The sequence below is a fragment of the Pseudomonas sp. Larv2_ips genome, assembly GCF_963879675.1.
Taxonomy (GTDB): domain Bacteria; phylum Pseudomonadota; class Gammaproteobacteria; order Pseudomonadales; family Pseudomonadaceae; genus Aquipseudomonas.
Window position 1 is genome coordinate 51,478 of sequence record NZ_CAWOAW010000043.1, and the last position, 15,415, is coordinate 66,892.

14 protein-coding genes are annotated in these 15,415 nt (G+C 62.1%); 5 read left to right on the forward strand and 9 right to left on the reverse strand.

What is annotated here, in order from left to right:
• Window positions 1-13: 13 nt before the first annotated feature.
• Both AACV02_RS30285 and AACV02_RS30290 read right to left on the reverse strand, forming a co-directional pair.
• Window positions 14-349: a nuclear transport factor 2 family protein gene (locus AACV02_RS30285; RefSeq protein ID WP_119735936.1), complete on the reverse strand. Its 336-nt coding sequence runs from the start codon at window positions 347-349 to the stop codon at window positions 14-16.
• Between the two features lie 51 nt (window positions 350-400).
• Window positions 401-1,117 carry a helix-turn-helix transcriptional regulator gene (locus tag AACV02_RS30290; RefSeq protein ID WP_119735938.1) on the reverse strand — a complete coding sequence of 239 codons (717 nt, stop codon included), beginning with the start codon at window positions 1,115-1,117 and terminating at the stop codon, window positions 401-403.
• A 160-nt stretch (window positions 1,118-1,277) separates the two neighbouring features.
• Between AACV02_RS30290 and AACV02_RS30295 the strand changes: the two genes are divergently transcribed.
• Complete coding sequence (locus AACV02_RS30295) at window positions 1,278-2,324, forward strand: aldo/keto reductase (RefSeq protein ID WP_119735940.1); 1,047 nt, start codon at window positions 1,278-1,280, stop codon at window positions 2,322-2,324.
• Window positions 2,325-2,370: 46 nt separating this feature from the next.
• Here the strand turns inward: AACV02_RS30295 and pepN are convergent, their stop codons facing one another.
• The 6 genes from pepN to AACV02_RS30325 are packed head-to-tail and all read right to left on the reverse strand — an operon-like array spanning window position 2,371 to window position 8,871.
• Window positions 2,371-5,028 carry an aminopeptidase N gene (gene pepN, locus AACV02_RS30300; RefSeq protein ID WP_119735942.1) on the reverse strand — a complete coding sequence of 886 codons (2,658 nt, stop codon included), beginning with the start codon at window positions 5,026-5,028 and terminating at the stop codon, window positions 2,371-2,373.
• A gap of 13 nt (window positions 5,029-5,041) precedes the next feature.
• Complete coding sequence (locus AACV02_RS30305; RefSeq protein WP_119735944.1) at window positions 5,042-5,872, reverse strand: DUF2797 domain-containing protein; 831 nt, start codon at window positions 5,870-5,872, stop codon at window positions 5,042-5,044.
• Window positions 5,869-6,129, reverse strand: a complete 261-nt coding sequence (locus tag AACV02_RS30310; RefSeq protein WP_017138108.1) for a YeaC family protein — start codon at window positions 6,127-6,129, stop codon at window positions 5,869-5,871. Before AACV02_RS30310 ends, AACV02_RS30305 begins: the two co-directional genes overlap by 4 nt.
• A gap of 14 nt (window positions 6,130-6,143) precedes the next feature.
• Complete coding sequence (locus AACV02_RS30315; RefSeq protein WP_119735946.1) at window positions 6,144-7,013, reverse strand: rhomboid family intramembrane serine protease; 870 nt, start codon at window positions 7,011-7,013, stop codon at window positions 6,144-6,146.
• On the reverse strand, window positions 7,010-7,984 hold the full coding sequence (locus tag AACV02_RS30320; RefSeq protein WP_164487985.1) for a metallophosphoesterase: 975 nt from the start codon (window positions 7,982-7,984) through the stop codon (window positions 7,010-7,012). The genes AACV02_RS30315 and AACV02_RS30320 overlap by 4 nt, the downstream gene beginning before the upstream one ends.
• On the reverse strand, window positions 7,981-8,871 hold the full coding sequence (locus AACV02_RS30325) for an NAD(+) kinase (protein WP_010210870.1): 891 nt from the start codon (window positions 8,869-8,871) through the stop codon (window positions 7,981-7,983). Before AACV02_RS30325 ends, AACV02_RS30320 begins: the two co-directional genes overlap by 4 nt.
• 144 nt (window positions 8,872-9,015) lie before the next feature.
• Between AACV02_RS30325 and AACV02_RS30330 the strand changes: the two genes are divergently transcribed.
• Window positions 9,016-9,963 carry a DUF1853 family protein gene (locus tag AACV02_RS30330; protein WP_119735950.1) on the forward strand — a complete coding sequence of 316 codons (948 nt, stop codon included), beginning with the start codon at window positions 9,016-9,018 and terminating at the stop codon, window positions 9,961-9,963.
• On the opposite strand, the gene pvdP is transcribed toward AACV02_RS30330, so the two are convergent.
• Entirely contained in the window at window positions 9,956-11,575 is a 1,620-nt protein-coding gene (pvdP, locus tag AACV02_RS30335) for a pyoverdine maturation tyrosinase PvdP (RefSeq protein ID WP_119735953.1), read from the reverse strand. The genes AACV02_RS30330 and pvdP overlap by 8 nt on opposite strands.
• Before the next feature lie 142 nt (window positions 11,576-11,717).
• Between pvdP and pvdM the strand changes: the two genes are divergently transcribed.
• The 3 genes from pvdM to pvdO are packed head-to-tail and all read left to right on the forward strand — an operon-like array spanning window position 11,718 to window position 15,268.
• Window positions 11,718-13,067, forward strand: a complete 1,350-nt coding sequence (gene pvdM / locus AACV02_RS30340; protein ID WP_119735955.1) for a pyoverdine-tailoring dipeptidase-like protein PvdM — start codon at window positions 11,718-11,720, stop codon at window positions 13,065-13,067.
• A gap of 18 nt (window positions 13,068-13,085) precedes the next feature.
• Window positions 13,086-14,366 (forward strand): pyoverdine-tailoring periplasmic protein PvdN, encoded by a 1,281-nt coding sequence (gene pvdN, locus AACV02_RS30345; protein WP_119735957.1) that lies wholly within the window; start codon window positions 13,086-13,088, stop codon window positions 14,364-14,366.
• A gap of 29 nt (window positions 14,367-14,395) precedes the next feature.
• Window positions 14,396-15,268, forward strand: a complete 873-nt coding sequence (gene pvdO, locus AACV02_RS30350; protein WP_119735959.1) for a dihydropyoverdine dehydrogenase — start codon at window positions 14,396-14,398, stop codon at window positions 15,266-15,268.
• The last annotated feature ends 147 nt before the right edge of the window (window positions 15,269-15,415 follow it).

A 15,415-nucleotide genomic window follows, 5' to 3' on the forward strand; every position in this document is an offset into this window, starting at 1 on the left:
GCGCCAGTATGACTTACACAGAGATATCCAGCCGTGAAATCTTGCCCTGCTCGTTCAGTCGAAAGGTATAGCGCAGCGCCAGCGGGCTGCCGGGGAAATTACCGGAAACCACATTGCTCACCAACACTTTGCCGGTGCGATGCTGCACGTTCAGCACTTCAACCCGGGGCTGATAGCGACGCCCGGTGTCCTCCATCCAGCGCACAATCGCGGCGGTGCCGACTTGATGCTCACCCTCATCAAATACATTGGCATCGGCGGCAAAACACTGGTCAATGGTTGAAGTGTTGCGAGTATTGGTCGCGGCGATGTAGGCCACAATCGCGGGTGCCAATTCAGGAAGGGACATGGCGCAGCTCCTTTTTAATGATGTATGACGCCATGCTAAGCCAGGGTTGTGTCAGTTTTTGTCAGGAGTAAACGGCCCGGACTCGTTCTGCTCCATCAGCTTGCGCCAGGCTCGCAACAGGTCGCTGCGTCGGCCAGGGTAACGATCACCCTGAGCGTCGGCCGCGGCCACTCGGTCAGTGCGAAAGGTGCGATAAGCGCCGCGCAACTCGCACCACGCCACAATCACGCGCACTTCATTGAGAAACCCCAGGGCCAGCGGCCAAATCAGGCGCTGGCTCTGGGTTTGGCTGGCGTCGGCGTAATCGATGTGCAGCTTGGCCTGATTGCGGATCGCCTCGCGAAACACATTCAGCGGCGCGCGGTTTTCCGGGTAGCCGAACCCCGGAGGGCCAGGTAGCAGCGTGGGGTTGCGCAACGCTTCCTGGGCGGCGGGATCGAGCACATCGGCGATTTTCGCCAACGCATTGGCCGCGGCGCGGCTCAGCACATCGTCGCCACGTTGATCGACATAACGCAGGCCCAGCACGATCGCTTCGGTTTCCTCGGCGTTCAGCATTAATGGCGGCAGAAACAGCCCGCTACGCAGCACGTACCCTACCCCGGCCTCGCCAAAAATCGGTGCGCCCAGCGCTGTCAATTCAGCGATATCGCGATACAGCGTGCGCTCGGACACCTCCAGTTGCGCCGCCAATACGGCGGCAGTCACCGGGCGTTTCTTGCCCCGCAGGGCCTGCAACAACGTCAGCAACCGTGTGGTACGCGACACGTCAAACCCGCCGAGAAAGGGAAAAAAGTGCCGCAGCTTAACAGAGCCCCCTGTCAGAAAACGTCAGCAGTAAAAAAGCCTCTTGACCGAATAAATTACGCGAATCATATTAAATACATGTTTCAAGACATGTAAAAAATCACCCCACAGGAGTCTTTGTATGCGCAATAAAGTCTTTGGTCGCCGCAGCGGCCTGCAGGTATCGGAACTGGCCCTGGGCACCGGTAATTTCGGCACAGGCTGGGGCCATGGCGCCGAGCGCGACGAAGCCAGGCAGATCTTCGATGGCTATCTCGAAGCAGGAGGCAACTTCCTGGATACCGCCAACGGTTACCAGTTCGGCCAGGCCGAAAAACTGCTGGGGGAATTTATCGCCGCCGAGCGCGACAACCTGGTGGTCGCCACCAAATACAGCCTGCGCACCCAGCCTTCCGATGAAGGCACGCTCAAGCTCGGTAACAACCGCAAAAACATGGTGCGTGCCGTCGAAGAGAGTCTCAAGCGCTTGAACACCGACCGCATCGACCTGCTCTGGGCGCACATGAGCGACAACGTCACGCCGATGGAAGAGATCCTGCGCGGCTTCGATGATTTGGTGCGTGCCGGCAAAATCCACTACGCCGGCCTGTCCAACTTTCCCGCCTGGCGCATTGCCCGCGCGGATCTGTTGGCCGAAGTGCGCAGCTTCGCGCCGATCATCGGCGTCCAGGTGGAATACAGCCTGGCCGAGCGCAGCGCCGACCGCGAGTTGCTGCCGATGGCCGAAGCGTTGGGCCTGGGCGCCACGCTGTGGTCGCCGTTGGGCGGTGGTTTCCTCACCGGCAAATACCGTGAAACGCAGGACGACAACCGCGCCAACAAACTGGGCATGCTGATCCACTCGGAAAAGAGCGCCCGCGAAACCGCAGTACTCGACACCCTGCTGGCAGTCGCTGGCGAACTCGACGCCAGCCCAACCCACGTCGCCATTGCCTGGCTGCGCGAAAAAGCCCGGCGCTCGACCACCGCGCTGATCCCGATCCTGGGCTCACGCACCCGCGCGCAGCTCGATGCAACCCTGGGTGCGCTGAACGTGCAATTGTCGGCCGAACACGTGACCCGCCTGGATGGCGCCAGTGCCCAGCCGCTGGGCGTTCCGCACACCATCATTGCCGAGCGTTTCCCAATCGACACCGGCTTGGACGCCCCTCGCCCACCGGTTATCTAAGGCGAAAAAAAACGGCCTGAGCAGGCCGTTTTTTTAATCGCAGACTTTACGCAAGGCTCTTGCTGACCACCTCGAATACATCACTGGACAGTTCACCGGAGGCACGAATGCGCTCCAGCTCCGCCTTCATCAGCGCCTGGCGCGCACCATCGTATTTGCGCCAGCGGGTCAACGGCGCCAATTGGCGCGAAGCGATCTGCGGGTTGAACCCGTTCAACTGGATCACCAAATCGGCCAGGAAACGATAGCCCGAGCCATCGGCGGCGTGGAAGTTGATCAGGTTCTGCCCGGCAAACGCGCCGACCAGCGCCCGCACCTTGTTCGGGTTCTTGAGGGTGAACGCCGGGTGCTCCATCAACGCCCTGACGCGCGCCAAGCCGCCCGGCAAGGTGCTGCCGGCCTGCACGCTGAACCACTGGTCCATGACCAGCGGGTTGTCCTTGAAGTTCTCGGCAAACACCGCCAACGCCTGCGCCTTTTCCGACTCGAACGGCGAGTTGACCAACACGGCCAGCGCCGTCAGGCGCTCCGTCATGTTGTCGCTGGTGTCGAACTGGTCCAGCGTTGCCGCCAGCACTTCCTGCTTGCCGCTGAGCATCAGGTACGACAGCGCAATGTTCTGCAGGGCGCGACGGGCAAAGTGCTCGGCCGCCGCCACGTAAGGTGTCTGCTTGGACAGCTCGCGGTTCGCCTGGTAGCGCAGCCACAGCGATTCGTAGAGGTTGTCGGCCAGTTGCTTGCGCGCATACTCACGGGCGGCGTGGATGGCCTCGACGTCCGCCACTTCACTGATTTCAGTCAGGTAGGCCTCGCTTGGCAGCGAGAGCATCTCGGCGACCATAGCCTGGTCCAGGCTTTCATCGCTCAACACCGTGCGCAGCGCGTCGATCAGGCGTTGGTCCAGCTTCAACGGCTGACCCGCTTGATGCTGACCAATCAACTCCTGCAGCACTTGCACCGACAGTTGCTGGCCGGCATCCCAGCGATTGAACCCGTCGCTGTCGTGTTGCATCAGGAACATCAGTTGGTCGCGGTTGTACGGGAAGCTCAGTTTCACCGGCGCCGAGAAGCCGCGCAGCAGCGACGGCAGCGGTTGTTCGGCGATATCGACGAACGTGAAGGTCTGCTCGGCTTCGGTCACCGAAATCACTCGGGACGTGGCGCCAGCGCTGGCCTCACCGGCCAGGCGCAAGGCAATCCCGGCGCCGTTGGCGTCCAGCAGGCCCAGCGCCACCGGAATAACGAACGGCAGCTTTTCAACTTTGTCCGGGGTTTGCGGGCAGCTTTGACGGAAGGTCAGGCTGTAGGTCTTGGCAGCGGCGTCGTAGGACTCGCTCATCGCCAGACGCGGTGTACCGGCCTGGCTGTACCAGCGTTTGAACTGGGTCAGGTCCGCGCCGTTGGCGTCTTCCATGGCCTTGATGAAGTCGTCGCACGTCACGGCCTGGCCGTCATGGCGCTCGAAATAGAGATCACTGCCCTTACGGAAGCCTTCAGCGCCGAGCAAGGTGTGGATCATGCCGACCACTTCCGAGCCCTTTTCGTACACGGTCAAGGTATAGAAGTTGGAGATTTCGATGAAGCTGTCCGGGCGCACGGCGTGCGCCATCGGGCCTGCGTCTTCAGCGAACTGGTGAGTACGCAGGTACGCCACGTCCTGGATGCGCTTGACCGTGGCCGAGTTCATGTCGGCGGAGAAGCCGGAATCACGGAACACCGTGAAGCCTTCCTTCAGCGACAGCTGGAACCAGTCGCGGCAGGTCACGCGGTTGCCCGACCAGTTGTGGAAGTATTCGTGCGCGACGATCGCCTCGACGCGCTGGTGCGCGGCGTCAGTGGCGGTTTCTGCGCGCGCCAGCACGGCGCTGGAGTTGAAGATATTGAGGCCCTTGTTCTCCATGGCGCCCATGTTGAAGTCGTTGACCGCCACGATCATGAAGATGTCGAGGTCGTACTCGCGGCCGTAGGTCTCTTCGTCCCAGCGCATGGATTTTTTCAGGCTGTTCATGGCGTGCTGGCATTTGTCGATGTTTTCCGGCTCGACGTAGATGCGCAGCGCCACTTCACGGCTGGTCATGGTGGTGAAGGTGTCTTCGACGCACCACAAATCGCCGGCCACCAGCGCGAACAGGTAGGCCGGTTTCTTGAACGGGTCTTCCCAGGTCGCCCAGTGGCGCCCGTCTTCACCCGGGCCGCTCGCAATCGGGTTGCCGTTGGACAGCAGCACCGGGTAGCTGTGTTGCTCGGCGATCACCGTGGTGGTGAAGGTGCTCATCACGTCCGGGCGGTCGAGGTAATAGGTGATCTTGCGAAAACCTTCGGCCTCGCACTGGGTGCAGAACATGCCGCTGGATTTGTACAGGCCTTCCAGCGCGGTGTTGGTTTCCGGGTGGATGCGCACGCTGGTGTCGACCGTGAAGGTCTCGCTGGTCGGGTGCAGGGTCAGGTGGCTGTCGGTCAACTGGTAGTCGGCTTCGCTCAGCTCACGGTCGCCCAGGTTGACGGTCAGCAGTTCAAGCTGCTGGCCATCGAGCACCAGCGGCGGCAGGCCCGCACCACGCTCGGGGTTGCGGCGCATCACCAGCTGCGCGTGGACCAGGCTGTGGTCCTCGAACAACTCGAAGGTCAGGTGCGTCTCTTCGATCAGGTAGTCCGGCGCCTGATAGTCCTTCAGGTAAATCATCTTCGGTTGTTCGGTGCGCATGGGTGGCATCCTTTTACTGATGCACGGCGAGCTGGTAGGCCGTGTACTTACGAATGTTGATAACGCCGGTGTCGAAGATCAGGTATTGGCCCTTGATCCCCAACAGCGTGCCTTCGGCAATCGGGTTCTTGTCCAGGTTGAAGCTGACGATCTTGGTCGGATACTGCTCGACCGGGTAGCGGATTTGGATCGGTTCAATGTCGGCAATCGTTTGGATGGCCTGCAGGCCAAAGCGTTCCTGCAAACTCTGCAGGCCTTCGGCGCACGAGGCAAACAGCGCATCGCGCACTTCGGTCAGGTTCACCGCCACCGCATCGCCCTTGAGCAGCGCGCGCCAGTTGGTCTTGTCGGCCACCTGACTACGAAACAGGTCTTCGACGAAGCCGGATTGCTGGCGGGTCGCCACGCGCATGATCGGCAGCGCCTGGCTGGCGCCCTGGTCCAGCCAACGTGTCGGCAGCTGGGTGGCGCGGGTGATGCCGACCTTGATGCCAGACGAATTGGCCAGGTAGACCACGTGGTCGGTCATGCAGAATTGCTCGCCCCAGCCCGGATCACGGCAAGTGCCGGCGTCGTAGTGGCAACGCTCGGGGCTCATGATGCACAGGTCACACTGGGCCAGTTTGGTCATGCATGGGTAGCAGTAACCCTGGCTGAAACTGGTTTTGGTCTTGCGCCCGCAATGGCTGCAATGGATGGCGCCGAGGTATTCCAGGCGCACGTGCGTGCCGATCAACGGGTTGACCGGCACCTCGGTATCGCCAAGGCGAAACGCGTATTGAACGGTCGGCTCACCGAGTTGCGCCGACATTTTGCTGACTGCACCGCGACCAATTTCAATCAATGGATCGCATCCGACTTGAACAGAATGTTCGGCACCGGTGCCGATTTCGACGCGCATTCCTGCGGGCCCATGTAGCCGGTGCGCTGCTCTTCGGGCAGGTTCTGGATTTCCCAGGCGATCACCGCTTGCAGCGACAGCTCGCGCTGCTCGGCGGTGAGCTTGCGGCCGTCGGACCACTTGCCGATTTCCACGGCGAGCTTGAGGCTCTCATAGATGTCCGGGGTGATGTTTTCGATCATTTCAGCAAAAGAGGACATTAGGCTCTTCCTTATCAAATGGAGGTTTTGCGGCGGTTGTACAACCCACCCAGCAAACCCGTCAGGCAACCGATGACCAAGCCGCTCAGATGAGCCGCGTTGGCGATTTCGCCGAAACCGATCATCGAGATCAGCCCCGACATGCAGAGCACCAGCCATATCAGCATCATCGCCAGCACCCCGCGAGGCAGGCGATAAGCCGGGTTGGGCGACAGCAACTGGAAAATCCAGCAATGCCCCAGCAAGCCATACAACACGCCGGACAGGCCGCCAAACAGGCTCGGGCCGCCATAGGCGTATTGCGCGTAATTGGACACCAGGCTGAACAGCAGGGTCAGGCCCAGCAGGTTGATACTGCCCTGGCGCACCTCAATGCGCCGGCCGAGTTCCCAGTACCACATGCCGTTCATGGCCAAATGCAGGATGCCGAAGTGGATCAGCATCGGCGTGACCAACCGCCACCATTGCCCCGACGCCATGGTCTCGGCAAAGGGCGTGAATTGAAGGTACTCGCCCGTCACATGGAACGGCAGAAACGTCAGCCAGCTCATGGTTTGCAGGTTTTCACCCAGCAACGTCACCGCGCCGACAATGATGCTCGCCAACAGTACCAGCGCCGTCACCGGGCTGTGGCGCACCTGCTGAACAAAACTGGGGCGCGTAACGGGCGCCCGCTCGGGGATGTCCAGTTGCTGGTCCGGGTCACCGGCGGGAAAGCGTTGGTACAACACGCGCACGTCTTCGCTGATGGTTTCGGGCACCCACAACACCTGCTCGCCGGCCTCTTCGCTGACACGATGGGGAACTTGCATGCGTTGCAGCAACTTGACGAAACCCGCCAGATCGACACTCAGCGGCAAGCGCAAAACAGCTACGGTGCTCATGAAATAACCTCAGGGCGCTCAACGTCGACCCATACAAATTTACGCGGATCCAGCTGGGTTTCCTGGTCCAGCCGATACGCCACCAGCTTGCCGTACAGCACGGCGCTGTAATCCAGGCAGGCCAGGTTCGGCCGGATCGGCGCGGGTTTGCCGCTGCGCCAGTAGTGGCCGACGAACAGCAACGGCTCGTCGATGCCATAGCGCAGCAGGGAATTTTTTTCAGTCGACGACAGCGGCGTACGTGCCACCGGTTCCGGCAGCGCATCGGGCTGGAACACGATGTCGCCGTAGGTTTTCGGGTCGTCTTCCCAGAATTTGGTGCGAAAGAACGAGCGCGTCAGCCCATCGCCACCGGTCAGCGTCAGGCCGTCCGGCAGGCGCATGTCGGTGCCGCGCAGCAAGCGGTCGAAGGCGTTGCAGGCAAAACTGCCCGGCACGGCGGCGGCCTGCAAAAAGTGCTGGTCGATGCAGCCATCCGGAAAGGTCGCGCGCAGCGGCTGGATAAAGCCCTCGTCCCAACACGCGTGCACCACACGGAAACGCCCGGCATCGACAAACAGCGGCATGTCATAGAACCAGCCGAGAAAGTCGTGCCAGTCGGCCGGGTGGTGCTCGAACTGGGTCAGGGTCTCGTGGATCAACCGCGCGTGGCGTGGGTTGTGCTCGCGCACAAACTGCTTGCCACTGCCCGGCGGCGCGGGCGTGCTCCAGCCCAGCGCGTTGAATTCATGATTGCCCATGATGCACAGCGCCTGACCGGCCTCGGCCATGTCGTGGACAATATGCAGCGCCTCGCGAATGCGTGGGCCACGGTCGATGATATCGCCGAGGAACACCGCCATTCGCGTCGGATGGCGCCAGGTGCCGCCCTGTTTGTGGTAGCCCAGCCGGTCGAGCAAGTGCTCAAGGGTATGAGCGCACCCGTGCACGTCACCAATCAGGTCGTAGCTACGCGCGGGATCGAGCATCAGTCGCCTCCACCCCCCAAGCGGCTGCCCCAGCCCAACTTGGTGCGGCACACTTCGTAGTAGTTGTGGTCCAGCGGGTGGATCAACCGCAACTTCTGCGCCTTTTTGCTCACGGTGATGGTGTCACCGGGGGCGCAAGTGAAATGGTTCTGCCCGTCACAGGAGACTTGCGGGTAGATCTGCATGTCTTTGGACACCACGATTTTCAGCTCACTGTTGCCATCGACCACAATTGGCCGGCTGGACAACATATGGGGGTACATCGGCACGATCACAATGGCATCCAGCTTGGGGTGCATGATCGGCCCGCCGGCCGACAGCGCGTACGCCGTGGAACCGGTCGGCGTGGCCACAATCAGGCCGTCGGCCTTCTGGCTGCACACGAACTGGCCGTCGATATACAGCTCGAACTCGATCATGCGCGTCGACTTGCCGGGGTGCAGCACCACGTCGTTGAGCGCGTCGCCCTGGCCGATGGCTTCGCCGTGGCGGCGCACTTCGGCCTGCAGCAGGAAGCGGTTTTCGACCAGGTAATGGCCGTCGAGCACCTTGGCCACTTCAACTTCAAGGTCATCGGGACGGATATCGGTCAGGAAGCCCAGGCTGCCGCGGTTAATCCCCAGCACCGGCACGTTATGCCGCGCCAACGCCCGGGCTGCGCCGAGCAGGCTGCCGTCGCCGCCGACCACAATCACCATGTCGCAGACTTCACCGAGCATTTTGCGCGATGAGGTTTGCAAACCATGGCCCGGCAAGATTTCGGCGATGGTGTCTTCGAGGATCACGTGCAGGTGGCGCTCGAGCAGAAACTTTTTCAGTCGGCGGACGGTGTCCAGCACCTGGGTACTGCCCAGGCGACCGATAATGCCGATATTGCGAAATTGCTCCATGGGGCTCCTGCGGGATGTGGGGTGTGGCAAAAACAACGATTATGGGCGAAAGGCCGCGTCAGGCAAAATCCTTTGTCGCCGTGAACCCTTGATGACAATGGTTCTCAGCCACCCCAACAGACGTTAAACGGCTATGCTCGGACCATGACTGTGTTCCCGGATTTGCACAACCTGCCCCGCCAACTGCGCCACCCCGAAGTGCGCGACTTGGCGTGGGTGATGCTCGCCCCGCCAATGCTCGCGCAAACGCCCTGGCCTCAGCGCCACCCGCTGGCCGGCAGCGATTGGGTGCAGGCCCCGCATCTGCTGGAGCAGTGGTTGCGCGCACTCGACCAAGACAGCAGCGCTTTGCAGCATTGGCTAAGCCTTGCCCGCACACGGCGCTTGGGCCTGTACTACGAGCGCCTGTGGCAATTCGCTGTGCAGCATGCGCCGGGCGTGGAATTGCTGGCCGCCAACCTGCCGATCCGCCGCGCCGGGCATACCTTGGGCGAGTTGGACATGCTGCTGCGCGACCGCGATGGCGTGCACCACCTGGAACTGGCGATCAAACTGTATCTCGGGCCGCAGGACGGCAACGGTCTGGATACCGCGCAATGGCTGGGGCCGGGATGCCATGACCGGCTGGACCGCAAGCTGGCGCATCTGGCCCAGCACCAACTGCCGATTTCGGCACGCGCGGAAAGCCGCGAGGCGCTGGCGGCGCTGGATATCCAGCAGTTCGATGCGCATTTGTGGCTTGGCGGGTATTTGCTCTATCCGTGGCCCGGCCAGGCCGAGCCACCGCATGGCGCCCATCCGCAGCATCTGCGGGGGCGCTGGCTGCATCAGCGCGATTGGCCGGCGCTGGTCAGTGCTAGCCCGCCGGGGCGCTGGCAACCGCTGCCCAGGCATGCCTGGCTGGCACCGGCGCACTACGCGCAGGCTGAGGTCTGGAGTGAGCAGCAGATGCAGGGCTGGCTGGCAGCGCTGGACCCGATGGCACCCGCGCAGTTGTTGGTGCGCCTTGTGCGCAATGGCGAGGATTGGGAAGAAGCCGAACGCCTGTTCCTGGTGGCCGATCTCTGGCCCAACGTCCCAGGCGTTACTTGACCTTCAAGTGCCGTGCGTACCAGGGCCGCCTCGGCACACGCTTGAACAATGCCTGCAAGCCTTCGTCCTCAGCGGCAAAGGTAATACGCAGCGCCAGCTTCATGGTCTCCGGGTCCATCTCCATCGACCTGCCCATCTGCAACCCCGGCGTGGTGCTGCAGCCGTGGGTGTCCGGCCCCAGCCACGGATCGCCGACTTCCACCCAACGCCCCTGCGCGAACCAGTTCACGCCATTGACTTGCAGCCGGCTGACCTCACCGGGGTTGAAGCGCTCGTGGGCGCGAAACCAATCTTCGATGCGGTCATCAATCCAGCCGTGGAAATGCCAGAACACCGGGTTTACATGGGATGAAAACGGATCACCGAGAAAGTCGTTCTCCGGCGCATACCAACGCGCGGCAAAGTCCGACGGGTCGCGGGCGAACGGCACCGGCGCGCCGTTGGACGGATCACGCGGCACCGAGGCCCAGCGCATGTGCAGCCAGTCGTGTAGGCCTAACTCCATCTCGGAACCCAATTGCCCAAGGCTCAGCTTGGCCAGGTAACGTGGGTCGCGGTATTGGGACTCCCAGACCTGAAAGTTGCTGTGGTACGTCTGGGCCGCCTTGATATCGCTGACCCATTGGGTGTATTCGCTGTCATCCGGCGCCGACCAACAGGGCGGCAGCGCGAAGCCGTCGTGGTTATCGAAGTAACGCATAAAGCCCAGACGGTCGCGTTCCAGCGCCGGCTGTGGCTCGGGGAATTGCGGCCACGACGGCAAATCTTGCATGGAACGCGCATTGCCGAGCATATGCCGGTGCATGAAAAAGAAGTCGATGCCCGAGCCGTTGCGATCTTTGCGTTTGCCGCGTGCGTCGCGTTCCTGGCCGCGCGGGCCGGGCTGCCAGCCGATGCCGCGCAAGGCGTCGCGCTTTTCCTCCGAGAGCTTGTGCCACTGGTCGCGGGTGGCGTGCCAGAGTTGGTGAAACAGGCGGTGCTCCGGCGAAATCAGCCAGGCCAGCAGTGTCGAGTTCAGGCCGATGCGTTGGCGCGCTTCGGGAAACAGCTGTTTGTGGGCGATAAAGCGGTTGTCACGCTCGGTGAATGCCAAGGGGCGGTCGAGGTTGAGGATCTGCCCGCTGAGGGTGCTGCTGCCGGCGTTAGCGAAGTCGGCCCAGACTTCATCGAGTGTCATCTTGAATTCATAGGCCGGTGCGCCGTCGGCCGCCTCGCGGTCGATCAGGCGCCAGTAAAGCAAGGCGCCCTCGCCTGTCAGCACATCACCGAGTACGCGGTAACGCGGTTCACCTTCGGCGCGCAGGTTTTCAGTAGTGTCCAGGTAGCCGCGCAGGCCACGGCCACGCGGGGCGATGTCCAGCAGCAGTTCCAGGCCTTGCAGCGGCAAGCCCTTTAGCCCGGCGTCGCGGCCTTCCAGGCGCAGGCTCCACACACCGCGCAAAATGTTCGCCAAGTGCTGGCCATCGGTGTCGGCCAAATCCACCGTGGCCTCGCCCGGGGTGATGGGGAATTCTTCTTCGCGCGTCAGCTCGCGATGGGCATAAAAGGCCGCCGGCACGGCGGCGCCCGTCAGCGCCAGGCCTGCGATGAACCCACGTCGAGAGATCGTCATTGTCTACCTTAGGAAACGGCTTAATCAGAGCTAGAACGTTTGCAGCCTTCGCAAATTTACCGCCGCGCGAAGCGGGCCTAAATTTCCCCGGCCATGGCTCGTTCCTCCCTGATAGCAAAGGCCTCAACTGACTGAGATGGCAATGACAAAACCACGTTCGAAAAAGGCGCTGTTGATCGGCCTGCCGCTGGCATTGGCCATCGGCGCCGGGGCTGGCTTTCTGGTCTGGGACCACTGGTTTCGCGGCAATGCCGGTTACCCATTGGAGGTGATCAAGCAAGCCAATGAAATGCAGGACCGCTTGCTGTCGTTCGACAGCCACATCACGGTGCCGATGGATTTCGGCACGGCCGGCAATGAGGCCGACAAAGATGGCAGCGGCCAGTTCGACCTGGCCAAGGCAGCACGCGGGCGCTTGTCGGGCGCCGCCCTGACGATTTTCGGCTGGCCGGAAATCTGGAACGGCACCAACGCGCCGCATAAGCCCACCGACGGTTTTGTCGAGGAGGCCCGCCACGAGCAAGAGGTGCGCTACAAGATCATCTCCGGCATGGTGCGCGACTTTCCCAACCAGGTCGGCATCGCCTACACCCCGGACGATTTCCGCCGCCTGCACGGTGAGGGCAAATTTGCGGTGTTTATCAGCATGCTCAACGCCTACCCGCTGGGCGATGACCTGAACCAACTGGACCTGTGGGCGGCGCGCGGCATGCGCATGTTCGGCTTCAGCTATATCGGCAACAACGCCTGGTCAGACTCGTCGCGCCCACTGCCGTTTTTCAACGATTCGACCGACGCCCTCGAAGGGCTGTCGCCCATCGGTCAGCAGGCGGTGCATCGCCTCAATGACCTGGGCGTGATCATCGATGTGTCGCAAATGTCGACCAAGGCGCTGGAGCAAGTGGCACAGCTGAGCCGTACGCCGATGGTGGCGTCCCACTCCGCGCCGCGGGCGTCGGTGGATATCCCGCGCAACCTCAGCGACAAAGAACTGCAACTGATCAAGAACAGCGGCGGCGTGGTTCAAGTGGTGGGCTTTCCCGCCTATTTGCGTCCGCTGAGCCAACCGACCCAGGACAAGCTCAACACCCTGCGCGCGCGTTTCGATTTGCCGCCGCTGCCCAACCTGGCCATGGCCCTGATGCCCGGCGACGCAATCATTGCCGCCTGGCCCGAGCAGAAGTTCGGCCAGTACGCCCAAGGCCTGTACGGCATTCTCGAAGAAGAACCCAAGGCCACCCTCAAGGATTGGGGCGACGCCATCGACTACACCGTGCGCAAGATCGGCATTGATCACGTCGGCATCTCGTCGGACTTCAACGACGGTGGCGGCATCCAGGGCTGGGAGAACGTCGGCGAGGTGCGCAACGTCACCGCCGAGCTGATCCAGCGTGGCTACTCCGAAGCCGATATCGCCAAGCTGTGGGGAGGCAACTTCCTGCGCGTATGGGACCAGGTACAAAAAGCCGCCAAGCCCTTGGCCAACCGCTAACCACCTAGAAGCACGTCCATGACTGATCGCCGTACATTTCTCAAACAGGCCGGTGTCTTCGCCGCCAGCCTGCCACTGGGCGCTGCGCTGATGCCTCAAGCACTGGCCGACAGCCCGGCACCCGCTGCGAACGCCCCATGGACGGGATTGAAACAGCTGTTCAACCAGGACCCGAACTACCTGCACTTCTCCAATTTCCTGGTGGCCTCGCACCCCAAGCCGGTGCGCGAGGCGATCGACCGCTACCGCCAGCAGATCGACCGCAACCCAGGGCTGGCGATGGACTGGGGCCTTGAGGAAACCTGGAAACGCGAAGGCCAGGTACGGGAATGGGCCGGTCGCTACTTGAACGCCAAGCCGGCGCAAATTGCCCTCACCGGCAGCACCTCCGAAGGGCTGGCGATGATCTACGGCGGGATAAAGCTGCGGCCCGACCAGGAAATTCTCACCACCGTACACGAGCATTACGCTACCCAGAACGCCCTGGATTTTCGCGTGCTCAAGCAAGGCACGCAGGTGCGCAGGTTCACGCTGTTCGAAGACGCCAGTCGCGTGTCTGCCGATGAAATCCTCGGCAATATCCAGCGCAGTATTCGCCCCAACACCCGCGTGCTGGGCATGACCTGGGTGCAGTCGGGCAGCGGCGTGAAACTACCGATTGGCGAGATCGGCAGGCTGGTGGACGCACTCAACCGTAACCGCGATGAAAACGACCGCATTCTCTACGTGGTGGACGGCGTGCACGGCTTCGGCGTGGAAAACCTCGACTTCCCCGATATGCACTGCGACTTCTTTATTGCCGGCACGCATAAATGGATGTTCGGCCCGCGCGGTACCGGCCTGGTGTGCGCCCGCGACGCCGAAAACAAATACGTGACGCCGATGGTGCCGACCTTCTCCGAAGACACCAATTTCGCCACCACCATGACGCCCGGCGGTTTCCACGCTTTTGAGCATCGCTGGGCAGTGGACGAAGCCTTCAAGTTGCATTTGCAGTTGGGCAAGCCCCAAGTGCAGGCGCGTATTCACGCGCTCAACAGCGAATTGAAGGGCCGTTTGCTGGGCCACCCGCAAATCGAGCTGGTGACGCCGCGCAGCCCTGCTCTCTCAGCCGGCTTTACCTTCTTCCGCGTCAAGGGCCAGGACAGCGAGGCCGTGGTCGCCCACATGATGAAAAACCGTGTGGTGATCGATGCGGTGGACCGTGATGTCGGCCCCGTGATTCGCACCTCCCCTGGCCTGCTTAACAGCTCGGATGAAATCCAGCGTTTCATGAGCTTGCTGAGCCAACGGCTGTGACCCCTTTTTCCTTTGAACGAGATGCCCACATGACTCCATCCCGACTCAAGCCCCTCACTGCCCTGGCGCTGACCGCCCTGTGCGGCGCGCTGTTGCCAGGCCTGGCCCAGGCCGCCACCGCGCAACCGGGCAAAGTATTCAAAGACTGCAAGGACTGCCCGGAAATGGTCGTGCTGCCGGCCGGCACCTTTACCATGGGCACCCCGGAAGACGAAGTCGGCCGCGAGCCCGACGAAGGCCCGATGCATGAGGTGACCTTCGCCAAACCCTTCGCCATGAGCCGTTTCCATATCACCGCCGGTGAATGGGACAGCTATATCCGCCAGACCGGCGTCAAGATCGCCGACGGCGACACCCGCCCTGGGCGCGAATGCATCGCCAGCAAGCCACGCTACCCACAAGGGCCGCGCCAGCCGGCGGTGTGCATGGACATGGACGACATCAAACATTACGTGGCCTGGCTGTCGAAAAAGACCGGGCAGACGTACCAGATGGTCAGCGAAGCGCAGCGCGAATATGCGGCGCGTGCCGGCACCGCCGGACCGTTTCCGTTTCCTTTCGATGAGGGCAAGGGTTACAGCATCGCCGAACATGCCAACACCTACGGCCCGGCGGATGGCTACAGCTACTCTTCGCCGGTCGGCAGCTACCCGCCGAATGCGTTTGGCATGTACGACATGCATGGCAATGTCTATGAGCGGGTCGCCGACTGCGAGCACCCCAACTACATCGGCGCCCCCACCGACGGCAGCGCCTGGGTGGAACCTAACTGCGAGAGCTACCAGATTCGCGGCAACGACTGGGGCGAAGCGCCCGTGTTTTCGCGCTCGGGCAACCGCAACAACATCTACCCGCAAACGCGCGGCGACTGGATTGGCTTTCGGGTAGTGCGCGAGCTTTAGGCGCGGCACCGTTCACAGGTGGCAGCTGGCTTGCCTGCGATAGCGGTGTGTCAGTCACCCCTGTATCGGCAGGGCCACCGCCTTCGCGGGCAAGCCCGCTCCCACATTTTGCCTTGCGTACATCAGGTAAAAATTCGCGGCAATGGT